The sequence below is a fragment of the Halorussus sp. AFM4 genome (assembly GCF_051194995.1).
GTDB lineage: Archaea > Halobacteriota > Halobacteria > Halobacteriales > Haladaptataceae > Halorussus.
On sequence record NZ_JBNTJT010000001.1, the window covers coordinates 615257 to 637344 of the forward strand.

The 22088-nt window shown below is 68.4% G+C and carries 27 protein-coding genes and 1 tRNA gene; 21 read left to right on the forward strand and 7 right to left on the reverse strand.

Going from position 1 to position 22088, the window contains the following annotated elements; genetic code table 11:
- Positions 1-43 precede the first annotated feature (43 nt).
- Together ACQUQF_RS03055 and ACQUQF_RS03060 are read left to right on the forward strand one after the other, a co-directional pair.
- Positions 44-1303 (forward strand): arylsulfotransferase family protein, encoded by a 1260-nt coding sequence (locus ACQUQF_RS03055; RefSeq protein WP_435175594.1) that lies wholly within the window; start codon positions 44-46, stop codon positions 1301-1303.
- Positions 1304-1329: 26 nt separating this feature from the next.
- Positions 1330-1485, forward strand: a complete 156-nt coding sequence (locus ACQUQF_RS03060; RefSeq protein WP_435175596.1) for an HVO_2523 family zinc finger protein — start codon at positions 1330-1332, stop codon at positions 1483-1485.
- Here the strand turns inward: ACQUQF_RS03060 and ACQUQF_RS03065 are convergent, their stop codons facing one another.
- The 5 genes from ACQUQF_RS03065 to ACQUQF_RS03085 all read right to left on the reverse strand — a co-directional run bounded on the left by ACQUQF_RS03065 (position 1486) and on the right by ACQUQF_RS03085 (position 5067).
- A complete protein-coding gene (locus ACQUQF_RS03065; RefSeq protein ID WP_435175598.1) occupies positions 1486-1773 on the reverse strand; it encodes a hypothetical protein in 288 nt (95 codons plus the stop codon). It lies immediately after the preceding gene.
- A 12-nt stretch (positions 1774-1785) separates the two neighbouring features.
- Positions 1786-2061 carry an ArsR/SmtB family transcription factor gene (locus ACQUQF_RS03070; RefSeq protein WP_435175600.1) on the reverse strand — a complete coding sequence of 92 codons (276 nt, stop codon included), beginning with the start codon at positions 2059-2061 and terminating at the stop codon, positions 1786-1788.
- A 37-nt stretch (positions 2062-2098) separates the two neighbouring features.
- Positions 2099-3676, reverse strand: a complete 1578-nt coding sequence (locus tag ACQUQF_RS03075; protein ID WP_435175602.1) for a molybdopterin-dependent oxidoreductase — start codon at positions 3674-3676, stop codon at positions 2099-2101.
- On the reverse strand, positions 3673-4275 hold the full coding sequence (locus ACQUQF_RS03080; RefSeq protein ID WP_435175604.1) for a PGF-CTERM sorting domain-containing protein: 603 nt from the start codon (positions 4273-4275) through the stop codon (positions 3673-3675). The genes ACQUQF_RS03075 and ACQUQF_RS03080 overlap by 4 nt, the downstream gene beginning before the upstream one ends.
- Positions 4276-4419: 144 nt before the next feature.
- Positions 4420-5067, reverse strand: a complete 648-nt coding sequence (locus ACQUQF_RS03085; protein ID WP_435175606.1) for a TVP38/TMEM64 family protein — start codon at positions 5065-5067, stop codon at positions 4420-4422.
- Between the two features lie 107 nt (positions 5068-5174).
- On the opposite strand from ACQUQF_RS03085, the gene ACQUQF_RS03090 reads away from it, so the two are divergent.
- Positions 5175-5624 carry a DUF5830 family protein gene (locus ACQUQF_RS03090; protein WP_435175608.1) on the forward strand — a complete coding sequence of 150 codons (450 nt, stop codon included), beginning with the start codon at positions 5175-5177 and terminating at the stop codon, positions 5622-5624.
- Positions 5625-5675: 51 nt separating this feature from the next.
- On the opposite strand, the gene ACQUQF_RS03095 is transcribed toward ACQUQF_RS03090, so the two are convergent.
- The gene (locus tag ACQUQF_RS03095; protein WP_435175610.1) at positions 5676-6971 is read right to left on the reverse strand and encodes a DUF7115 domain-containing protein; all 1296 of its coding nucleotides are present in this window, start codon (positions 6969-6971) and stop codon (positions 5676-5678) included.
- 197 nt (positions 6972-7168) lie between these two features.
- Here ACQUQF_RS03095 and ACQUQF_RS03100 point away from each other — a divergent pair.
- The 14 genes from ACQUQF_RS03100 to ACQUQF_RS03165 all read left to right on the forward strand — a co-directional run bounded on the left by ACQUQF_RS03100 (position 7169) and on the right by ACQUQF_RS03165 (position 18355).
- A tRNA-Met gene (locus ACQUQF_RS03100) sits at positions 7169-7318 on the forward strand.
- A 236-nt stretch (positions 7319-7554) separates the two neighbouring features.
- A complete protein-coding gene (locus ACQUQF_RS03105) occupies positions 7555-11316 on the forward strand; it encodes a hypothetical protein (RefSeq protein ID WP_435175612.1) in 3762 nt (1253 codons plus the stop codon).
- 63 nt (positions 11317-11379) lie between these two features.
- A complete protein-coding gene (locus ACQUQF_RS03110; RefSeq protein WP_435175614.1) occupies positions 11380-11634 on the forward strand; it encodes a winged helix-turn-helix transcriptional regulator in 255 nt (84 codons plus the stop codon).
- 146 nt (positions 11635-11780) lie between these two features.
- Positions 11781-12314 carry a hypothetical protein gene (locus ACQUQF_RS03115; protein WP_435175616.1) on the forward strand — a complete coding sequence of 178 codons (534 nt, stop codon included), beginning with the start codon at positions 11781-11783 and terminating at the stop codon, positions 12312-12314.
- Positions 12315-12467: 153 nt separating this feature from the next.
- Positions 12468-12767 carry a hypothetical protein gene (locus tag ACQUQF_RS03120; protein WP_435175618.1) on the forward strand — a complete coding sequence of 100 codons (300 nt, stop codon included), beginning with the start codon at positions 12468-12470 and terminating at the stop codon, positions 12765-12767.
- Positions 12764-13315, forward strand: coding sequence for a hypothetical protein (locus ACQUQF_RS03125; protein WP_435175619.1), 552 nt, complete (start codon positions 12764-12766; stop codon positions 13313-13315). Before ACQUQF_RS03120 ends, ACQUQF_RS03125 begins: the two co-directional genes overlap by 4 nt.
- 4 nt (positions 13316-13319) lie before the next feature.
- Positions 13320-13550 (forward strand): hypothetical protein, encoded by a 231-nt coding sequence (locus ACQUQF_RS03130; protein ID WP_435175621.1) that lies wholly within the window; start codon positions 13320-13322, stop codon positions 13548-13550.
- Positions 13547-13813 carry a hypothetical protein gene (locus ACQUQF_RS03135; protein ID WP_435175623.1) on the forward strand — a complete coding sequence of 89 codons (267 nt, stop codon included), beginning with the start codon at positions 13547-13549 and terminating at the stop codon, positions 13811-13813. Before ACQUQF_RS03130 ends, ACQUQF_RS03135 begins: the two co-directional genes overlap by 4 nt.
- 3 nt (positions 13814-13816) lie before the next feature.
- Entirely contained in the window at positions 13817-14008 is a 192-nt protein-coding gene (locus tag ACQUQF_RS03140) for a hypothetical protein (protein WP_435175624.1), read from the forward strand.
- Positions 13998-14291: an HNH endonuclease gene (locus ACQUQF_RS03145; RefSeq protein WP_435175626.1), complete on the forward strand. Its 294-nt coding sequence runs from the start codon at positions 13998-14000 to the stop codon at positions 14289-14291. The genes ACQUQF_RS03140 and ACQUQF_RS03145 overlap by 11 nt, the downstream gene beginning before the upstream one ends.
- A 54-nt stretch (positions 14292-14345) precedes the next feature.
- Positions 14346-14804 (forward strand): HGGxSTG domain-containing protein, encoded by a 459-nt coding sequence (locus ACQUQF_RS03150; protein ID WP_435175628.1) that lies wholly within the window; start codon positions 14346-14348, stop codon positions 14802-14804.
- Between the two features lie 6 nt (positions 14805-14810).
- Positions 14811-16496, forward strand: a complete 1686-nt coding sequence (locus ACQUQF_RS03155) for a hypothetical protein (RefSeq protein ID WP_435175630.1) — start codon at positions 14811-14813, stop codon at positions 16494-16496.
- Complete coding sequence (locus ACQUQF_RS03160; RefSeq protein WP_435175632.1) at positions 16493-16876, forward strand: KTSC domain-containing protein; 384 nt, start codon at positions 16493-16495, stop codon at positions 16874-16876. Before ACQUQF_RS03155 ends, ACQUQF_RS03160 begins: the two co-directional genes overlap by 4 nt.
- A 114-nt stretch (positions 16877-16990) precedes the next feature.
- The gene (locus tag ACQUQF_RS03165; protein WP_435175634.1) at positions 16991-18355 is read left to right on the forward strand and encodes a phage portal protein; all 1365 of its coding nucleotides are present in this window, start codon (positions 16991-16993) and stop codon (positions 18353-18355) included.
- On the opposite strand, the gene ACQUQF_RS03170 is transcribed toward ACQUQF_RS03165, so the two are convergent.
- Complete coding sequence (locus ACQUQF_RS03170; RefSeq protein ID WP_435175636.1) at positions 18348-18548, reverse strand: hypothetical protein; 201 nt, start codon at positions 18546-18548, stop codon at positions 18348-18350. The genes ACQUQF_RS03165 and ACQUQF_RS03170 overlap by 8 nt on opposite strands.
- Before the next feature lie 145 nt (positions 18549-18693).
- On the opposite strand from ACQUQF_RS03170, the gene ACQUQF_RS03175 reads away from it, so the two are divergent.
- Genes ACQUQF_RS03175 through ACQUQF_RS03190 form a run of 4 tightly spaced genes read left to right on the forward strand, consistent with a single transcriptional unit; the run spans position 18694 to position 22088 of the window.
- Positions 18694-20079: a hypothetical protein gene (locus ACQUQF_RS03175; protein WP_435175638.1), complete on the forward strand. Its 1386-nt coding sequence runs from the start codon at positions 18694-18696 to the stop codon at positions 20077-20079.
- A gap of 3 nt (positions 20080-20082) precedes the next feature.
- Positions 20083-21408: a hypothetical protein gene (locus tag ACQUQF_RS03180; protein ID WP_435175640.1), complete on the forward strand. Its 1326-nt coding sequence runs from the start codon at positions 20083-20085 to the stop codon at positions 21406-21408.
- An 8-nt stretch (positions 21409-21416) separates the two neighbouring features.
- The gene (locus ACQUQF_RS03185; RefSeq protein ID WP_435175642.1) at positions 21417-21725 is read left to right on the forward strand and encodes a hypothetical protein; all 309 of its coding nucleotides are present in this window, start codon (positions 21417-21419) and stop codon (positions 21723-21725) included.
- 3 nt (positions 21726-21728) lie between these two features.
- Positions 21729-22088, forward strand: a complete 360-nt coding sequence (locus tag ACQUQF_RS03190) for a hypothetical protein (protein WP_435175643.1) — start codon at positions 21729-21731, stop codon at positions 22086-22088.

The window sequence follows — 22088 nt, forward strand, 5'->3', positions numbered from 1 at the left end:
CACAGCGGGCGACGACAGAGCCGACCCCACGGGAGCAGCGTCGATGCGGGGTCTGAGGGGCCCCGGCGAACGGGGCGTCGCCTTCGTGGCGGCCGGACTGCTCGTCCTGGTCGCGGCGTTCGGCGCGAGCTGGGCCCTCGCACCGGACACCGAGCGCATCGCGGACGATCCGGACGGGAACAACACGTCCGTGCTGGTGGGCGTCCAAGGGCCGGGACCGAACGGGAACGTGACCGCGCTCTCGGGTCTGGGCGAGGCGCGCTGGAGCATCGGCGACATCATCAGCTACCAGAGCGTCGAGAAGCTGGACAACGGGACCGTGCTCGCGTCGTTCGCGGCGGGCGGCTACCGCAACTGCGGGCCGTACGACGGGCCCTGCAAGCGAACGGGCGTCCGCATCGTCGAGCCGCGACCGACGCCGGAGGTCGTCTGGCAGTGGAGCTACCCGGTCCGGACCCGCGAGGACAGCGAGGTCCACGACGCCGAGATGCTCCCCTCGGGTAACGTCCTGATCGCCGACATGGAGTTCGAAAGCATCTTCGTCCTGGAGCCGAAGACGGGCGAGCGCGTCTGGACGTGGAACGCCAGCCAGCACTACGACGGCCCGGCCGATCCGACGACGACCGACTGGCTCCACCTCAACGACGTCGACCGCATCGGCAAGGGCCGCTACCTCGTCTCGATCCGGAACATGAACCAGCTCCTCGTCGTCGAGCGCGGGAAGGGCGTCGTCGACGTGATAAACGAGAACCGCGACGCGAGCGTGCTGAACAAGCAGCACAACCCCCAGTGGCTCGGCGACGGCGCGGTCCTCGTCGCCGACTCCGAGAACCACCGCGTGGTCGAACTCCACGAGAACGGGACCACCGGCGAGTGGGAGGTCGCGTGGTCGGTGGCGACGGTCGGCGGCATCCCGCTCGACTGGCCGCGGGACGCCGACCGCCTGCCGAACGGCCACACCCTGATAACCGACAGCCGGAACAACCGCGTGGCCGAGATACGCGCGAACGGGAGCGTCGTGGCGAGCTACTCGGTCCCGTCGCTCCCCTACGAGGCCGACCGGTTGCCCTACAGCGAACCCCCGGCGGAGTCGGTGTCGCCCTACGACCGCGATCGCCGGGCCGACGTCGGTCCGGGCGACAGGGAGATCCCGGTGCTGTCGACGCTGCTCGCGGGCGCCCGTCACGTCGTCGCCCTCCCGTACTGGGTGTCGGAGTTCCACCTCGTGGTGGTCGGTCTCGCCGTCGTGCTCTGGGTTCGGGGCGGCTACCTGCTGGCCCGCGCCGGGCTAGGGAAACAGTGATGGCGCTGGGGGCGCGACTGTGACCCATGAGCGAGGACGCGGGGCCGGACGCCCGATCCGACGACGCCGAACCGGGCGGTCGCCCGTGTCCGATCTGCGAGGCGCCGATGTACCACCGCCACTGCAAGTACGTCTGTCCGAACCACGGCGTCATCATGGACTGCGCCGACACCTTCTACTGACTACTTCACCGTCACCCACGTCAGGAACGCGACCGCGACCAGCTGGAGGCCCCGGAGCACGAGCACGGCCTGCTGGACGGTCGGGTCCCCCGAGTAGAGCATCTTCATGCTGAAGAAGAAGTAGAGCGCGACCACGTTCTCCGCGAGCATGACGCCGCCGAACGCCACGAGACCCAGCACCAGCGACGAGCGGAACTTCCGGTAGTTGCGGACCCACACGGCCGTGAGCAGACCGAGCAGGAGGATGTTCACGACCGCGATTCCGCTTGCGAGTTGTATCGTGCTCATGCTATGTCCCTCTCATTCGATGTGCTCCGTGATCTCCTCGAACGCCTCGCGGTGCTGCTCGAACTGGTCGGTGAGGAAGTAGAGCTTCCCGTACTCGTTGTCGCCGGGCTCGACCACGCCGTGGTCCTCGAGCATGTCGAGGTGGTGGCGGACCGTCTTGTACCGGACGTCGAGTTCGTCGGCGAGCTGGTTGGCGTTGCGCGGGCGCTCCGACAGCGCGCGGATGAGCCGCGCGCGGTTCTCGCCGCCGCGGGTCGCCGTGAGCAGGTACCAGAGCGCCTTGTCCATCGCGCTGCCCCTCGGTTCTCAGCCACGACCCTTATAGCTACGGCTCCACCCGCCGCGAGACCCAGCCCGTCGGCCCGCTCGGGAAGGCGTCGCGCCGCTTCTTCGGCTGTCGGTTCCCCTCGCCGTCGGTCGCGCGGACGACGACCTCGTGGGGCGCGTCGGCCTCGTAGGTGTACTCCCACTGGCGCCACGCGTCCTCGGCTGCCCCGGACCGGGAGCGGGACTCGGACCCCGAGGAGCCGCCAGCCGAGTCCCGCCGCCCGGTACCGGCCGGCAGCGGCTCGGAGAGGGTCGCCTCGTTCCACGAGTCGCCGCCGTCGGTCGAGACCTCCACCTTCCGAATCCCTCGCGTGCCGGCGTAGGCGTGGCCGCCGACCTGGATCGACCCGTCGTCGCGGTGGTTGACGGCGTGGAGCTTCGCGACGGTGTTGACCGGGCCGGTGCCGTGCCAGCCGCGCTTCTCCCAGTAGCCCGTCGCCTCCTCCTCGAGCACCTCGATCTCGGTGAGCCACTTGACGTTGATCTCGCCCCAGTGGCCCGGGATCAGCGCGCGCATCGGGTAGCCGTGGCTGCGGGGGAGCGGCCGGCCGTTCATCTCGAAGGCCAGGAAGCCGTTCCGGAGGGCCGACAGCGGGAACTCCTCGAAGTAGTCGTCCGCGGCACGCAGCATCACGCAGCAGTTGCCCGAGGCGTCGACGCCGGCCGACTCCAGCAGGTCCGTCACGGGCACGCCGGTCCAGAGCGCGGTGTCCATCTTCTCGCCGTTGAGCCCCTCGCCGACGCACCGCAGGGTGACGAACCGGTGCTCGACCGCGTCGGTCATGCCGCTGATCTCCCCGAAGTCGAACTCGACCTCCTCCTCGACCGCGCCGGTCACGCTGAGCGTCCACTCCTCGAGGTCGACCGCGGGGTCGACGCTGTTGATGTCGACCTGGTAGAACTGCTCGCTCACCAGGGGTTCGATGCCCGGGACGTCGAGCGACCGCGACTCGGCCTCGCCCAGCAGCGAGCCGACGTCGGCCGCGACCTCGCCGTCGTCGACCGGGTCGGGGACCCGGCCGCCCTTGCCGGAGCCGAGGACCGCGCCGACGCCGCCGACCGCGAACGCACCCGCCACGGCCTGGAGGACGCGCCGCCGGGCGGCAGTCGGGGCGGTCGCGTCGGCGCCGGAGCCGATGCCGACCGAGGCGAGCCCGACGACGAGCCCCGCGCCCGCCCCGGCCGCGAGCGCCGAGCGGGGAGCGCCGACGAGGGTCACCGCCGCGGCGACGCAGCCGACGCCGGCGACCGGCCACGCCGGAACCGCGAACCGGTCGGCCAGCGCCGCCCCGGCCGCGGCCGTCAGCGCGAACAGCCCGACCGTGAGCGCCAGCGCCAGCAGGAAGCCGAGCTGGTGGCCGAGGTCCCCGAGCGTCTGGATGGACCACGTGACGACGGCGTCGGGCGTGAGGGCCACGACGAGGTCGGCGACCGGCGCGGCGACGAACGCCGGCGTTCGACCGACCGCCGCGTACGAGCCGCCGACCGCCGCGACGCCCGCCGCGGCCGCCACCACGCCGGACGCGAGCAGGCGCTGCGGGCGGAAGGCGTCGTCCGAACCGGGGTCACCGGTCACGGTCGCCTCCGCGCGACGAACAGCGCCCCCGCGAGCGCGACGACCGCCGCCGCGACGCCGAACCCGGGCACGAAGGCGCTCGACCCGTCCGGCGTGGCCGTGCCGTCGTTCATCGTGTCGGCCATGCCCTGCTCGGTCGTCCCGTCCATCGAGCCGTCGTTCGTCCGGCTGGTGGTGTCGTCCATCGAGTCACCGCTCATCGACTCGGACGCGCAGGTGGTGGTCTCGGCGGCCATCGAATCGGTCGTCTCGTTCGTCGAGTCGCCCATCATCTGCTTGGTCGTCGCCATCGAGTCGTTACCCATCGACTCGTTGCCCATCGTCTCGGTCGTTTCGCTCGTCGAGTCGTTGGCCATCGAGTCGCCCGCCATCGACTCGGTGGTCCCGTTGGCCATCCCGTCCATGGACTCGTTGCTCATCGAGTCGTTGCCCATCGTCTCGTTGCCCATCATCGTCGTCTCGTTCATCATCTGCGCCGTCTCGTCGCCCATCGTCCCGTCACCGGTCGTCGTACCGCACTCGGTCGTCTGGGCCGCCGCCGGAACGACGCCGGCGGCGAGCACGAGCAGCGCCACCGCGATCGGAGTTGCGAAACGCATGGGTACACCGGCGACAGCCACCCTAAAAGGAATTTTTCGGACTCTCGCCCACTTCGTGACGACTCGAGTGGGACTCTCTTCCAATTTCGTTCCGACTTCCCGCGGTCGGGCGGTTGAGACTGGCAGGTGACCCCCGAGGTGACGCTACCGCCGGGCGGTCGCGGCCCGGTAGGCCGGGCCGGCGAGCAGCGCCACCGCCACCGCGGCCCCCGCCGCGATCAGTTCCCACCCGACGGCGCTCAGGCCCGCGGTCGAGAGCCGGTCGAGCGACCCGCCGGCCAGCACCGCCGCGGCGGTCCACGGCACCTCGCCGACCGCGGTCCCGGCGACGAACGCCCCGGTCGAGACGCCCGAGAGGCCCGCGGCGGCCGAGACCGGGTCGGAGGGCGCCGGCGCCAGCCGGGAGGCCACCATCCCGCGGAGGTCGCCGGTGGCGGCGAAGAACCGCTCGCCGGAGTCGGCGAGGCGCCCGACCAGCCCCGACCCCGCGCCGACGTAGCGCGCGGCGAGGAACGGGAGGAGCGCGCTCCCGGTCGTCCCCGCCAGCGCGACGGGGAACCCGACGACCGGGCCGTAGGCGTACCCCGCGAGGATCGCGACCAGCGTGGTTGGCCACGCGAACAGCGGTCGGACGAGGTAGACCCCCACCAGGAGCGCGCCGAAGGCGACCGGCCGGTCGGCCAGCCGGCGGGCGGTCCCGAGGAGGTAGTCCGGCCCGGCGAGGAGACTCGCGACCGCGACGACGGCGAGGAGGGCGAGGCCGGCGGCCTGCCGGCGGACGAACGCGGTCATCGCCGGGGATTTCGGTCCGGCGGGTAACTGCTTTTCGGGTCGCGGCGACGGCGCCGGTCCGGCCCCTCGCGCAAGGTTTAATCCGCCTCGCGGGCGAATCGGGAGTGATGGCCGACGACGAGGACCCGGCGAGCGGGGGGCCCACCGCCGACGCCGCAGGAGGGGGTTCCGCTACCGGGACGCGGTCCGACCGCGAGGAGGCCGACCCCGATCCCGTGGAGCTCGGCGTCGAGCTCCTCTCGAAGCTCGAACACCCGGAGCTGTCGGTCGCGGAGGCTGTCGACCGCATCGAGACCGTCACCACCCACCCCGCGACCACGCGGAAGATCCTCGACGAGGCCGAGAAGCGCGGCGTCATCGAGCGCGAGGACGGCGTGGTCAGGACGACCGGCGGGGGCTACGTCAGCTTTCAGAGCGAGGTCGTCACGAAGGAGGGCGAGTTCTCGTGTCGGCGCTGCGGCGCGAGCATCTCCACCGGCTACTTCATCGAGTTGGACGCCGGCGAACACGGCGCGTTCGGTCCCGAGTGCATCCGGAAGGTCACGGGGCGAGACTGACGAGGAGAGCGGGACGCGAACTGCGCGCCGTACCGCCGGTGACCGCGTCCGTCAGCGACCGCGGCTCAGCTCCTCGATGAGCTGTTCGAGCGTCCGCTGCTGCTCGGCCAGCAGCTCGTTCTGGCGCTCGACGGCCTCGGTCAGCGCGGCCAGCTGCTCCTCGGTCCCGTCGCTCTCGACCGACGAGCTCGCGGGCTCGAAGCCCGAGTCGGCGAAGCCGCTCGACTCGGCCGGTTCTTCGGTCGCGCCCGCGTCGTCGACCTCGCCGGCGTCGGCGGACCTGGCAGTCAGGGGCGAGCCCTCGGAATCGTTCGCCCGGTCGGCGTCGCCCGTCGGCGGGGCGTCCTCGCTCGCTCCGGCGCCGGTCGCCTCGGCACCGGTCGTTGCGGTCTCGTCGGTCGCGGCCTCGGCCGAGCCCGGTTCGGCGTCCCCCGGCTCCTCGGTCGCACCCGCACTTGCGGCAGTAGCCTGCGCCGTCGCCTCGTCCGACTCGGCGGTCGACTCCTCGCGAGCGGTCGACTGCACGGCGTCGTCGCGCCCGCTCGTGGTCACGCTGGTCTCCTCCTCGATGATGGCGCCGTCCGCGTCGAGCTCCGGCGGGTTGGCGTCGATGGGGTCGACCCCGCCGCCGGCCAGCGGGTCGTTCTCGTCCGGGGTCTCGGCGGCCTCCTCGGAGTCGCGTTCGGCCTCGGCCTGGTCCTCGGGGTCGGCTTGCCGGCGAGCGAACTCCTCGTACGAGCCCGCGCCGTGGTGGTCGAGCAGCGCGCGCTCGATGCGCTCGCGGACCTCGCGGGTCTGGTCGCTCGGGGTCTTGATGCGCTGGGGCCGGCCGTCGCTCTCGATGATGATCTGGGAGGAGACGCTGCCCTCCTCGACGTCGAGGGCGGTCACGTCGTCGAAGTGGAACTCCTCGTAGTCCTCGTCCCAGACCGCGGCGCCGACGTGCTTGACGACGCGCTCGCTGGTGATGACCAGCGTGAGCTCGCTGAACTGGTAGGTCTGCTTGACCGTCTCCTCGGGGCCGGTCACGCCCGCGGCGTTGAGCACGCCCGCCAGCACCGGGTGGAGCGCCTCGTACAGGCGGTTGCTCGGCACCTTGAACTTCGCCTCGCCGTCGATGCCGTAGTCGAGTTCGACCGCCGACTTGCGCCGCCCCTCCGAGATCTCGATGCGCTCGGCCTCGTGGGGGTACTCCTCGACCGACTCGTCGCTCAGCAGCCCGTCGGCGCGGTAGACGAGGGTCCGCGTCCGGGTCACGTAGAGGCCGTCCTCGCCGCCGAGCGAGACGCTTGCCGCGACCTGTTCGTCGTCTTCGAGCCGGGACTGTACGAGTCCGGGAACGTTCATGCAGACGTATGATTAGCCCCCCGGCTTAAATCCGCCGGGTGAGCAGTGCGGTGTTTTTGTCCCCGTTCGACGGACTGATTCCGGGTCGCCGGCGGGCGAATCCGGTCGGAGCCGACCCGGAAATCGCCGTGCGTCGGAGTCCCGAACCGCCGGGAGATGAGAACTTTAAAGAGCAGCACCCGCCTACGGGGAACTGAGCCCGGGTGGCTTAGCTGGACATAGCGCCGCACTCATAGGGTTACTGAGATTCGGTGCTCAGGCCTTGGAAGCCTCCCATGCCCGTGAGGCCCGCCGAGCCTCGTACCTGGGTCATGCGGAGATCGAGGGTTCGGAGCCCTCCCCGGGCATAAACTTAATCCTGTACATGCCCGAAAATTACTGTGCGAGACAAGGGTACAGGATGAACCACATTCTGCAATAGCCACCGCTCCCGCAACAGCGGAAACTCGGGGGTGTTCCGCGTGACGGGCGTCTGTCCCTGCTGTGGGACGGCCTACGGGCCCGGTGACTACCGCTGCGGCGAGTGCGGCAAGGACCTCGTCGATATCGACGAAAGCTCGTCCCGTAGCGCGGGGTGGTCGGCGTGAGCGACGTCCCGAACCTCGACTGGGACGCCCTCTTCTGGGAGACCCGGGGGTTCCTCGACATCGACGAAGACGCCCCAGTCCCACGCGACGAGCTCAAGGAGACGGCGCTCGCGAACGGCTGGAGCGAGCGCGAGTTCGAGACAGCGTTGCGGGCGACCGACGACGTCGAAGCCGTCGACGATCCCCTCGCCTCGAACCCCGACCTCCAGCTCACCACCGCCGACCAGAGCGATAGCGCCGGCGACAACGACCCAGACGGTGATCACAACCATGCCCAATCCGAGGATGAGAACCCCGAGGACCTCAGCTCGACCGACGCACGGTCGACCAACACTGGGTGGGGTGACGCTGACTTTACGACGCCCGACTCAGGCGTCTGGCCCGCGGAACTCCTCGAGCGCCAGCAGTGGATGGGCCACGTCGAGAAGAAGCCGTTCGCCCCCTGGGGCAACCGCGACGCCCCGGCAGACTGCAGCAAGGATGGTCACGACACCGCGGCGACGTGCGACTGCGACGCCCGCTGGAAGTGGGGCTACACCGACCACTACGTCGACGGTGAAACGGTCGCGATGGCCGAGGTCGACGACCGCCTCGATGGCCGGGCGTTCCTCCAGCAAGAGGACGACCCCTACGTCTACGTCGACGGCGACGACGTCCGCGACCCCGAGACCGGCGACGTCCACCCGGCCTTCGAGGCCATCCTCGAGCATCTCGGCCTGACCTACGCCGACGTCTCCCAGTCCGGCGCCGGCGCGCACGCCATCTACCGCGGCGACCTCCCCGACGATGTAAAGGAGGCCTCGTGGCAGCTCGACGACGAGCCGTGGGGCGCCAACGACGACCTCCCGAGCATCGAAATCTACCCGGGCAAGCGCGTATGCGTGATGACCGGCGACCACGTTCCCGGCACCCCGACCGCGGTCACCGAGTGGAACGACGACGTCCTCGAACCGCTCCTCGAGGCCAACGACCAGACCACCGAGGACCGACCGGACGTCTCGACCGCTCGCGAGGACTACGACCTCGACAACTACGAGCCAGAGGCGACCACCGCAGCCGAGACCACCGACGACATCCGCGACATCTTCGCTGCGCTCGACCGCCTCGACGCCCGCCGCGTCGCCGACCGCACCATCGTCCACCGCTGGAACGACTCTGCATCGACCAGCCAGGGCAAGCGCGCGTTCGCCCCGACGTGGGGGCGAAACTCGAACGGGACCGCGAACATCGTCGACGAGAACATCTGGCAGGACACCGGCGACGAGGGCGGCTACGGAGGCCCGGTGACGATGGCCGCGATCGACGCCGGCGAGATGAGCCACCGAAACGCCTCCCCACCTCGTGGTGAGACGTGGTGGAAGGGCGTCGAGCACCTCCGCGAGCTCGGCTTCGACATCCCGAAACTCGACCGGTGTACTGCTCGCGACGACGAGGACCTCCCGGGCCTCCTCGAGGACGGCCTCGACGCCGGCGACGACGTCGACAGCCAGCCCGTCAGCTCGCTCCCGGTCGGCCAGCTAGAACACCTCTCCTACCAGGAGCGCAAGCGCGCCGCGAAGAAGCGCGGCCTCGACTGGCCAAGTACTCGCGAGGCTCGCGACCAGTTGTTCGCGACCATCACCGAGGTCATGCGGAACGGGGACACCGCAGTCGTCGATGCGCCAACCTCGCTCGGAAAGAGTCACACCGTCGCGACCACCGCCTGGAACAGCGACCCCTCACTCGACGGCATCACCGGCGGCAAGCCCGTCGTCCACCTGCAGGCGACTCGCGACGCTCGCGACGAGGCCATCGAGGCCGCCCAGAGAGCCGACGGCATCGACTCCTTCGTCCTGCAGTCCCGCCATGAGGCGTGCCCGGTCGCCGCCGGCGACTACGACCCGCCCGAGGACGACGAAGACGTCAACCACGAGCCGATCACCATGGACGGGGTACCGGCGTCCGAGTGGATCGAGATGATGTGCGATGGCCGTGGCCTCCCGTTCTCGTTCGTCCACCGTCGCCTCGAGGACCACAACGACCAAGGCACCAAGCTCCCGTGCTGTGAGGGCTCGTCGAGGACCTACAACGAGGACGAGGGCGACTTCGACGACGGCGAACCCTCCCAGTGCCCGGCGATCCGGCAATGGGAGACCTTCCGGTCGAAGCGCGAGCACGGCGAGCTCGACGTCGTCTTCGCGACCCACAACTTCGCGCACGTCCCCGGCCTCCGGATGGGGACGAACATCGTCATCGACGAGGAGCCCGACTTCGTCCAGGACATGGACAAGCAGCGCGTCGAGGAGGCGGTCACCGCCTACCTCCAAGAGATTGATGCGCCGGTCACCAACTGGGAGGCGTTCATCCAACTCTCCCGGCATGGCGGCTACCAAGGTGACGCCGCTCGCGAGCGCGACGCCCTCCAGGACGCCCTCGACAAAGAGCCGTCGGCCGAGCACTACTTCGAGGATCCCCGGGCGCACACGATGGCGCCAGCACTCGCCCGCGCGATCTTCCACGCCGAAGACCGCGGCAACGGCCGCCGCGTCGGCAAGACCAGCTACGAGCCACCCCGGCTCGACGCCGGCGCCGTCGACGACGACGGCTGGAACCGCGAATGGGTCACCGTCGTGCTCACCGACGACAACGAACTCCAGACGGTCCGCTGCTCGCCTGACTTCAGCCAGACCCGCTCGGTGGTCGGCCTCGACGCCCACCCAGCTCGCCCGAAGTGGATGGCCGACGTCCACCCTAACATCCAGGTCAAGCAGGTGCTCGACCCCGAGGAGCGCCAGCTCTGGCGGCGGTTCGAGCGCGGCCTCCGCGTTGTCCAAGTCGGCACGGCGACCCGGCCGCTCGCGAGCGGCGAGTACTTCAACGAAGACCAGGTCCGCACGCTCGTCGACCACCTCCAGGAGGAGTTCGGCCACCAATTCCGGACCGCCATCACCACCAGCTCGGTCGAAGCCCAGACGAAGCAGCTGATGCAGGACGCCGGCTGTCCGGAGCCCGAGACGATGCACTACGGGGAGGAGAAGAGCCGGAACGATTTCGCTCACGAGCGCGTCGGCCTCATCAACGGCTGCATCGACCCCGGCGACGACTTCGTCCTCGACCTGCTCGCGGAGCTCGACTTCGACGCTACACCCGAGACGACCGTCGACGACGACGGCACAGAGCACCGGGCCCACGGCCGTGGGTTCGTCGGCGAGGACGCGGACATCGCCGAGGAGATTCTCGCGAGCGTTCGCGAAAACCACACCGCCCAGGCCGCCGGTCGCTACGCTCGGGACCCGAGCAACGACGACTCCCACGCGACCGTGTTCGTCCGGACCGACGCCATGCCCACCAACTTCGCCGACGTCCAAGTCTCGGGGGTCGAGTGGGTCTATACTGACACCCAGCGCGCGATCGTTGAGGAACTCCGTGACGCGACCGGGAGCGTGACGGCTCGGGAGGTCGCCGACGCGGTCGGCTGCAGCAAAGAGCACGTTCGGAAGACGTTCCGCCGCCTTGAGGAGCGTGACGTCCTCCAGGCGTTCGAAGGTGCAGGCCCGAACGGCGCCACTCTCTACGCCGAGGAGGGCTGTCCGAACTCGGGGATGGTCGATGTCTCCCCGTCGACTGCCAACAGCAACGTATGGGGGTCCTATACGTGGTCGTTGGCGATTCGAGAGCCGGCGACGCCAGTTCAGACCGAGTCCGAGCACACCTCTGCTGGAACTACTGGTAAGACGGAGGTGTGGGACTGGCAATCGACTAGTGACCCACCGAGTTGACGGCCGAGAACGAGCCGCGACCGCCCGGCGGAATAGCTGCAGGACTATCCACCCGGTGATACCATGACCTCGCTTACAATCGACTCCGAGGCCGTCCGCGATCTTCCGCCGAGTGCGAAGCTCGTCTATCTCGTCCTGCAGGAGGACGGCCCGCTGACGCAGGCCGACCTCATCGACCAGACCGCGCTCCCCGAACGGACTGCCCGGTTTGCGCTCGACGAGCTCGCCGACGCCGGCGTCGTTTCAGAGCGGCCATTCACTGGGGGTGACGCCCGTAAGAGCGTCTATACCGTGCGTTCACGGCAAAAGAACAAGTAATAATTCCGGTATAGAATGTCACTAATACCTACTTCCCGTTTATCTCAGGCAATAGGATCGCCCGTCGCTCGGATGGTCTTGACCGCGGTCGTCGAGGCCGATGAAGGGGGACGAACCACAGCGACAGCTTTCCTCTCTGCGAGACGATGAAAGGCGCACACAAGTTCAGCCCTAGCAGTGGCGCTGACCTCTCCCGTGACCGACTCTACCCCGGCTCGATCCCGCTCCGCGAAGCACTCGACGGTAGCGGCGAACTCTCCAACGGCAAACTGGTCTCTGACTCCTCGACTGCGCTCGCCCGCTACTTCAAGCGAATGCACCAACGCCGCCACGACAACGAGGACGCCGACCTTTACCGGGCGGCCGCCCTCGCGATCAAGCGCCTGCGCGAGCAAGACCCGTGGGACTGCTGGCTCTGGTACGCACTTGCCGAGCGACTCCACCGGAAAGACCACGACGTCGAGTGGATGCTCGACCACGTCGAAGCCCGCTGCCCTCGCTGCTCGAGCCAGCTCCAGTACGAGCCCTCAGTATCGGGGTACGCAAACGCGAAGTGCGCGTCATCCTGCGGCGCTGACCAGTACAAGGACCGCACCATCGAGATCCTCACCCGAATCCTCGACCTCTACGCCGACACGTTCGGCGATATCGACCGCATCACCCTCCTCTCCCGAGAGTAACCCTATGGCTCGCCAGCCGCCGATCGAGTTCGCCCTCGGAGCTCCCCTACAGCTTCGGCGTGTCGACGGCGACCTCGTCGTCGGCATCCGGACGGCGAACGGCTGGCTGGAGTTGAAGCGCATCCGAGAATAGGATTCTGACAGCACTACACCATGAGCACGAAGAACACGCCCGTCTGGTTCTGCCCGCGGGAACTCACGGAACACAACCAGCAACTCGCACGCATCGCACACATGGACATCCGTAAGCTCAAGGCCATCAAGGCCCTCGTCGTCAGCCTCGCAATCCTCGTCGTCGCCGCCTACGGCATCCACTCCGGCGGCGATCCCACCACGATCAGCTGGCTCGGCCTCGCTGGCCTGCTCCTCGTCAACGGCATCGAAGTCGGCGAACTCCTCGCCGTCGCCGCTGCCGCCCGCAACGACCCCAGCGATGGGGAGGACCACCAGTGACTATCCAAGACCTTCTCGAGCTCGCCCAGTCTCCGCTCGGTCAGGCGCTCGTCGCGCTCGCCGGCGCCGTCTCCACCACGGCCGTCCAGTACCGCCGCACCGGCCGCGTCCCCCTGGCCGACGTCCCCTGGCGAGCACTCCGGCGCGTCCTCTACGCAGCCCGCCGGCGATTCTTCTCGGTCGAGCGCCCCGACGTCGACGTCTTCACCGTCGACGCCAGCCTCAACGACGTCCGCCGCACGCTCGCCGCCCAGTCGTACAACCCCGGCTGGCCCCTCTCCTACCACTACTACGGCGAAGACCTCAACGCCCGCCGGTACTTCTACGACCCAACCCGACCCCACCCTCACCGCCAGCTCCACATCCGGGGCTTCGAGACCACCGAGGGCGCCGTGGAACTCATCGCCCACGAGGAACCAGCACCCGAGCATCACCCGCGAGCCCACCTCAAGGAGATCGACCTCCACGACGCGACCGCGTGGGTCGAGGACGTCTGGGACTCGAAGAACCTCGACCCGCGGGGGTTCGAGCGCATCGGGCCGAAGTAGCCCCATGACTTGGACGTGCTCGAGCGGCGTCGCCGACGACTGCCGGGAAGGCGACCTTTTCGACCCGCCCCACCGGAAGGGCGAGGCCGCGATCTGCACGGCCTGCGCTCGCGAACTCGGCCTCACCGACTCATCCATGAAGCAACTCGACTTCCGAAACGGCACCCCAGTGGAACCGGACGAGAACGACGACCAGGACGACGTCGACGAAGACGCGGAGGACGACGAACAGTGAACCCGTTCATCGAGCTCTACCAGAACCCGGTCGGGTTCCTCACCGCGGTCGCGTACACGCTCGCACTCCTCGCGCTCGTGTTCGTCACGCTCGCCGCCTGCTGGCGGAACGCCGCCGTAGTGAAAGCCCAGTTCGACAAACAGTACCCCCACAAGTGGCAGTACTTCCCACCCGCCAGCTGGCTCCTCCGCGTCGCCGCAATCCCCGCGGTGCTCGCCGTTGACGCCTGGGCGCTCTCCGCACTCATCTGGCTGGTGTTCTGACACATGGGCTACAAGAGCGAATGCGACCACTGCGAGGACACCGTCGACGAACCGATGCTCATGGGCCAGTTCCACGAGGACGAGTACATGACGAGCGACGTCGGCGACCTCCTCAAGGACGCCGGCTACGACCTCGCCGATACCATCACCTTCTGTCCCGACTGCACGGTCGAACTACTCACCGATGCCGGATGACGCCGACAGCCGCGAACGCGCCCGCCGCCAGTACTGGCAACGCCGATCCGCGAAGGGCTGGCGATGCCCCGGCTGCAACCGGTCCCGCAGCGAGGTCGACCGCGTCGACGTCCACCACCGCGACGGCAATCCGAACAACAACGACCCCGACAACCTCGTCGCGCTCTGCCGGCGCTGCCACCTCGGCGGCCAACACGACCGCGACGTCGACGAAGAACACCTCGGCCCACCCGAGCCTCGAGGCACGGGCCCGCCCCAGCCGCGCAACCTCGACCCGCCGTGACCCGTCCGCGACCGCCATGCACGGTGAGTTCCGACGAAACCCCCATGCACGACGATGACATCTGAAGAACCGCTCCCGGATCGCTGCGCGGCCGAGTGCCGTGACGGCGGCTACTGCACGAACTATCCCGTCGACGGCGCCGAGCGCTGTCGGATGCACGGCGGCACCCAGCCGACGGGATCTGACTCGCCGAACTTCGAGCACGGTGCGTACTCGAAGCACTTCAAGAGCGACCTGTCTGACCGCGAGCAGGAGGCGTTCGGCGACCTCGTCGACGCCCTCAAGGACGAGGAGCGCACCCAGGACGTCTTTCGGGAGACCGCCGCCGAGCTGTTCCTCAAGTACAAGCGCTCCGGAGATCCGCGGTTCCTTCGGGAGGCCCGGCAGTTGCTCTCGGAGTTCAACGTCGTCGACGCGACCGACCACCGCGAGGTCGAGTTCGACGTCACGACGATGAGCCCCGAGGAGAAGGAACAGCTCAACGGACTGCTCGACCGCAACCCCCAGGAGTAACCGACCATGTCCGACCTCGATCTCTCCCAGCTCGCCGAACAGCACCCGCTCGCCCACCCGGCGGTCGCGAGCATCCGGCTGTTCGACTACAGCAACCCGCCGGGCGACCACCTCCTCGAGTTCTACAACGCGCTCTGGCGCGCCACCGACCCCGACTTCCCCCACGCGCCCACCAGGATCGCCCGACTCATGCCGCGCGGCCACGGGAAGACCGAGGGCGCCGGCGTTGTCTTCCCGACCTGGCTCGTCCTCAGCCAGCCCGACGTCCGGGTGGCGGTGATCTCGAAGACGAAGGGGCTCGCCGCAGAGCGGACTGAGAAGGCGGTCGAGTACATCGGTCGGTACGCCGAGCAGTTCGGGATTGAGATCTCGGACGAGGGCCGCACCCAGCTGACGACGTCGGCGAACGACCACAAGGAGCCGACGATCAGCCCGTACGGCATCGAGTCGCAGCTGACCGGGAAGCACTTCGACTGCATCGTCTACGACGACATCGCCGACTGGGACAACCAGCGCACCGAGACCCAACGCCGGAACGTCCGCAACTACTTCGGCGACTACGTCGACAACCTCCCGAGCAACGACAGTGTGCTGCCGAACGGGCCCGTCCAGGCCGTGATCGGCACCCGGAAGCACCTCGAGGACATCTACGCCACCCACATCCTGGACTCGGCGACCTGGGACGTCGAAGTCTACCGAGCCATCCACGAGAAGGACTGGCCGATCGTCGAATCTCGGGACTGGAAGGTCCGCGGCGAGGACGGCGAGCTCTACGACTCGCTCGCTGACCTACCGCCGGATGTGAACCTCGCGAACGACGGCGTCGTCCCGAACCGGGACGTCAACGTGCTCTGGCCGGAGCTCCAGCCGCCCGAGTCACTCCTGTTCGACATCGTCGACGGCGACAGCTCGCTGGCCGTCTGGCAGCGGGAGAACCAGCAGGACCCGAACGCGCTCGCCGGCCAGGTCTTCCAGTCCGAGTGGCTGATCTACGAGGACGAACTCCCGACCACCGAGGACGGCGAGCCGGTGCCGCTCCGGTGGGTCGCCGGCCTCGACCTCGGGCTCGTCGAGGACCCCCAGAAGGCCGCCGAGGGCGACAGCGACTACACCGCGCTCGCCGTGGTCGGCGTCGATCCCCGGAACAAGCGCGCCTACCTGGACCACCTTGTCCGCAAGCGCGGGATGAGCGTGAAGGGCATCGTCGAGTGGGTCCAGGCGCACGTCGACGGAACCGCGGAGGGGTCGCCGGGCTACGAGATCAGCAAGCTGCTGGTCGAGCAGAACGCCGGTCGCGGGCCCGGCCAGCGCCTCCGCGATGACACCGACATCCCGACCGAGAACGTCTCCTCGAGCGGCTCGAAGGAGTCTCGAATCCACAGTCTCTCGGCGGACTTCGAGAGTGGGACGCTCCGGATCCACGGCGACCCGGACGAGCAACCGTGGCGGGGCTGGGAGCAGAACGAGTGGGTCCAGTTCCCGACCTCCGCGCACGACGATCGCCTCGACGCCATCGAGCTCGCGATGCGTGCGGTCGGGTTCGGGTCGGTGCCGGTCGCGACCGCGACCATCGGCGAGGGCCCGCCGCCAAGCACGCCCGAGGAGAAGGCGCGCCGGGACTTCAAGCAGAGCCCGATCGGGCAGGCCGTCCAGAACTACCAGGACCAGCAGCGCGGAGGGTTCCGCCGATGAAACTGCCGGCGCCGATCAACCACGACCCGAGCAACGAGCGCCCGGCGCCGACCGAGGACGAGCTCGACATCCGGGCGCCGCTCGACACGATGCCAGCGTCGTCGTTCCAGTCGTCGAACGTCCACTCGGCGCTCTACGACTACGGCGAAGCCCAGCTCTACATCCGATACCTCCGCGACGGCCAGGATGCCATCTACGAGTACTGGGGCGTGCCCGCCTCGACGTGGGACGGCCTCCTGAAAGCCGCCAGCAAGGGGTCGTTCATCAACGCGAACATCGCCCAGAGCTACACGTACAGCAAGCTGTCCGCGAGCAGCTTCCCGCAGCGAGGCCACGGCCTCAACAACGACCTCGCGCGCCGGTTCGTCACCACACCGTAGGAGCACACGACCATGGGAATCTTCGAGAATGCAACCCGAGAAGCAGCAGATCGCTTGCACAGTGACGACGCCGGTACCAACCAACCACCGCCGACGAGCGCGTCGACGGCCACTATGGCCGGGTCGCGGGCGGCCAAGACTACGGTCGCCGGCGAGACCGTCACGGTCGAGGAGCCCGAGACCGTCCAGGGCGACGACGACACCTGGCTGTCCGGCACAAACAAGTACGGCTGGCCCCGCGGCCGCGAAGCGCTCGAGGCCCGGGAGATCGTGCAGACGTCGGCGATGCAGTCGATCACGAACGGCATCGTCGACCAGCTGGTCGGCGGCGAGCTCGCATTCGAGAGCGAGACCGAAGGCGAAGCGGACGGCGTCGAGGCCGAGGTCCAGGAGCTCATCCGGGACGTCCTGACGGGCCCGCACCTGATGGACGACGACCTCGACGACCTCCTGACCGCGGCGGTCGAGGACATGATGGGGCCCGGCAACGCCTACTGGCAGCTGCTCTCCTCGGAGGACGGCAGCCTGCCGGTCGTGAGCCTGATCCCGCTCGACGCACTCACCATCCGGCACAACTACAACCGGCACGGCTACCCGAAGGATCCGCCGTACTACCAGGCGTCCAGCGCGTTCTCGGGTGACAGCATCGCGTCGATGTCGAGCATGAATCCGACGCCGCTCCAGGCGGAGGATCTCGCAGTGATGCACTACCCGAAGGGCCGCCGGACCCACAAGGTCTACCCGGTGAGCCCGAGCCTCCAGGTGCGGGAGTGGCTTGAGATCCTCGCGAACTCGACGACCCACCATAACCGGTTCTACAGCGATAACGAGATTCCGCCGGGCCTCATCCAGATCATCGGCTCGCAGAACGTCGACGACGTCAAGGACAAGATCCAGGCCGCGTCGGGCGACCCCCGGGACGTCCCGGTGATCGGCGGCGAGGGCGGCGCGCAGTGGATCGAGCTCGGCGGGACAGCGGTGAACCTCAACATCATCGAGGAGCAGCGCTGGTTCTTCCAGATGTGCCTCGCCTCGCTCGGGCTCGGCAAGCAGGAGCTGGGGTTCATCGAGGACGTCAACCGGTCGAACGGCGAGGTCGAGTCGTCGAGGATCTACAAGCGGGTGACGGGCCCGTTCGCCAAGCAGTTCCACAAGGCGTTCGAGCACATCGCCAGCCAGTTCGACGCCTACAACTCGCTCGACGAGCCGTTCAAACCCCGGCTCCGGTTCACGGATCCACGCGAGGAGCGCGCTCGCGAGGAGCGCCTGCGCGAGATGTACAACGCCGGCGGGCTCACCCTCCGCCAGTACATCCGGCGGCGGGGTGACGACGACCTCGCCGACGAGGACCTCACGGTGGAGCTCAACGGGGAGACGGTTGACTACGGCGACCACCCGAAGCACGTCGTCGACGCACTCCTCCGAGACGCTCGCACTGGTGAGGACGCAAACAGTGACGTGGGAAGTGAGCCTAAATGACCTCGTCCAAGACGACCTTTGCTGAAGCAGCTATCAATTCTGGTCCAGGGAGTACAAGGGCGACAAGTAACAACCTAAGCGGACTAAACGGTCCTCCGAGTTGGCTCCAGAACTCCACGAGAACAGCGAGGAGAACGAAACTCAAGATAAGTCGGCCGCCGAGGTATCTACTGAAATCTATTAGTCCTTCCATACCTCCGGAACCTGATTGAATCATAATAAACACCCTACCCTCAACGCATAGGAACTCTCCCGATGACCCCACTGCCTGCCGTGGGCGTGGGACGCGAAGGGCACCATCACCACGGCCACCCCCCTTTTCGAGGACATGCACTGACATGACTCCCCAGAACGAGCTCCAGCATCGCGCCTATCACCAACCCGACCCCGACCGCGTCACCGTCCGGGAACCCGACGACGAGGACACGGACGGCGTGTTCACGGTCCGGATGCCCATCGCCAGCACTGGCGAGGTCCGGAACCAGGGCGACGACCCGCTCACCCGCGACGAGCTCGCGGGGATGGCCCAACAGATCGAGGAGCGATCGGTCGGCGTCTTCCTCGACCACGGCGCCAACCGCGACATCTCAGCGTCACGGTACGGCGCCACCGGCAAGGTCGGCGAGTGGGCGAACCCCGACGTCGTCGACGCCGGCGAGGAAGATCTCCTCGAGGCCGACGCCCGCCTGATGGACCCCGACACGCTCCCCGACGCGACCGGGAGCGTCCGGGAGGCACTGTCCGCGCTGAAAGCCCAGGTCGAGCGCGACTTCGCGCTGTCCTCGAGCATCGGCTGGCGCGAGGACGACACCTACCCGGGCGGGAACGACCTGATGGAGGCGTCCATCGTCGGCATCGGCGCCGACCCTCGGACGACGAGCGAGGCGCCCGGCGCTGCGACAGCTCGGGCTGTGGTGATGGGCCCAGATGGCGACCACCGCCATCTCTCCGGCCAGCAGGCCGAGATCGCCCAGCAGATGCTGGCGTCCTACCGCGACGAACAGGGCAACGGCAGCGTCTCGAACTTCGAGGACTGGCTGTGGTCGGTCGCCTACTACGAGTTCGACGACAACCAGTTCCACGCTGCACGCACGGCCCTCCAGGAGTTCTACCGCGACACCACGCCGCTCGAGGAGCCGGTCAGCGAGCAGTTCGCACCCTTCCTCGACGGCCAGCAGGACGCCAGCGGCGACGGAGATGGCGATAGCGGCGACGGTGCGGAGCAGAACCAGAACGACATGAGCGACACCGACACCGAACAGTCCGGCGACGAACCGGACAACGAGAACGACGGATCGGACGGCATCTCGGCGGACGAGTTCCGCTCGACGATGCTCGAGATGCAGGAACAGCAGACCGAGACCCTTCGGACCCTCGCCGACTCGCTCCGTGCTGACGACGAGGACGACGAGGACAACGAGGGCGACGATGACGACGACGATGACGACGAGCCCGGCGAGGACGACGACGATGACGGCGAGCAGTCGTCCGACGACCCCGACACCACGCAGACCGTGGTGATCGACGGCGAGGAGCGCGCCCTCGAGGACGTCGTCGACGAGCAGCGCGAGCAGCTCGCGGCGCTCCGCGAGGGCGGCGTGAGCCTCCACGACCTCGACCTCGACACCGTCGACGACGCCAGCAGCGACGGCGCCGACGGCGAACGCGAGGCCAAGACCGAGGAGTCCGAGCAGACGACCAGCGACCCCCGCGACCTTCTGTAACCCATGAGCACGACCCCCAACTCCACGCAGTTCGACGACCTGCAGACGGACCGCGACATCGCGGCCCGACTCGCATCGCCTACTGACGACAACGCCCGGACCGTCTACGACACGCTCCTGCGCGCCTGGGGCCTCCCCGAGGTCCCGATCGAGCAGGGCCGGACGGGCGTCCCCATCTCCCACATCCAGGACAAGCTCCTCGCGAGCCACAAGCGCGCCGAGGACGACCCGGACGCCGAGACGCGCGCCGAGCAGCAGTACGGCACGCGCTCGCCGTTCGCCGCCGCTGCGGCGGCCGGTGACGGCTACGACGACGTCGACTCCTCGGACCGCATCAGCGCGATCGACGACATGGTCGAGCGCGCCGCCATCGACAAGTCCGTCGTCGGCGCCGCGACCCCCATCGAGGTCGACCCCCGACTCGTCGACGTCCAGCGGTCGGCTGCCCCGATCCTGGGGATCATCACGACCCAGGCGCAGGCCGGTTTCACTGCGCAGTACAACGTCATCGACAGTCGGAACGACCCGATCGGCATGGTCTCCGAGGCGGAGGCCGCGGGTGACATCTCCTCGCTGTCGGAGGGTGACTTCGGGCTCACCACCGAGTCGAAGGACATGAAGATCTACCTCGACCAGGCCCGGATCTCCGACTACAGCCAGCGTGCGGAGGATACGCTCGGCTACATGGACCTGAGCGAGACCACGCTCGGCCAGCGCGCCATCGCTCACGCGCTGTTCAAGGCCAAGCAGATCTTCTACGGTGACCCTTCGGTCGCGGCGGGCGACAAGTCCATCGAGGACGGCGACGCCTACGAGGGCATCGCGAAGATCGCGAGCGACGCCGGGAACACCGTCGACAAGTCGACGAAGTCGAGCGGGTTCCTCGAGGACCTCCTCGACGAGGTCACCGGGCTCGTCACCGACACGGGCGCGATGTGGGATTCGACCCGCGTCGTCTGCAGCCCGCAGTTCTACAACAAGGTCTACGACGAGGTCACGCCCGTCGTCCGGCTGGACGGCTACGACGCCGACGTCGAGTACGGGCCGAACGGCCTCGCGATCGGCTTCGAGCAGGGCAGCGTCCAGATCTCGCCGTGCGACAACATCCGCTCGTACAGCGGGCTCACGGGTGTCGGTGCGAACTCGAGCACGGGCGACGTGTTCGTGTTCGACGAGCGTGCGCTCCAGTTCCGCCAGCTGGCGCCGTTCTCGACGGTGCCGCTCGGGCGGACCGGCCTCGCGGACAAGGTCGCGATGTTCGAGTACGGCACGCTCATCGACAAGTCGCAGGGCAACCACACGCTCTGGCTGCAGAACTACAGCCTCTGAGGTGCCAGATGACGCATAGTACTACAGTCGAACGGCGTGGGATCGCGGGCGACCACGAGTACGTGGTCGCGACGCTCGACATCACGTCGCTCGACGCGGCGAACAACGAAACGTTCGACCCCGCCAGCGAGTTCGGGTTCGACGACGTCTTCGGTGTCAGCATCCTTGGCGTCGAGAACGCCGGGTCGTACATCGCACAGTTCGACCATCTCGCCGGCAACGCCCTCTACGTCGAGGGCTACGGTGGCACCGACCCGACCGCCGGTACGGACGTCGGTGAGGTCCGAGTCAAGGTCTCCGGCGACGGGAGTGCCTGACCCATGCAGGTCGAGCATCCGCTCGCCGGCGACGGCGACGGCGTCCCGCCCGGCAAGGTCGACGTCAACGGCGAGGCCATCTCGGTCGACGAGGAGGGCGTGTTCGAGCTCCCCGACGATCAGTCCGGGTGGCTGCAGCGGTTCGCAGACGCCTACGACGTCGACCCCGAGACGCTCATCCCCTCGGACGACGCGGTGGAACCGCCGTTCGACCCGAGCGAGTTCAACGTCGACGAGCTCGAGGAGCGCCTCGAGGGCGCCGATCTCACCGTCGACGAGCTCGACGCGCTCGCCGACGCAGAGGCGGACGGGAAGAACCGCGAGACCGCTCTCGATGCGATCTCCGACGCGAAGGAGGAGTAA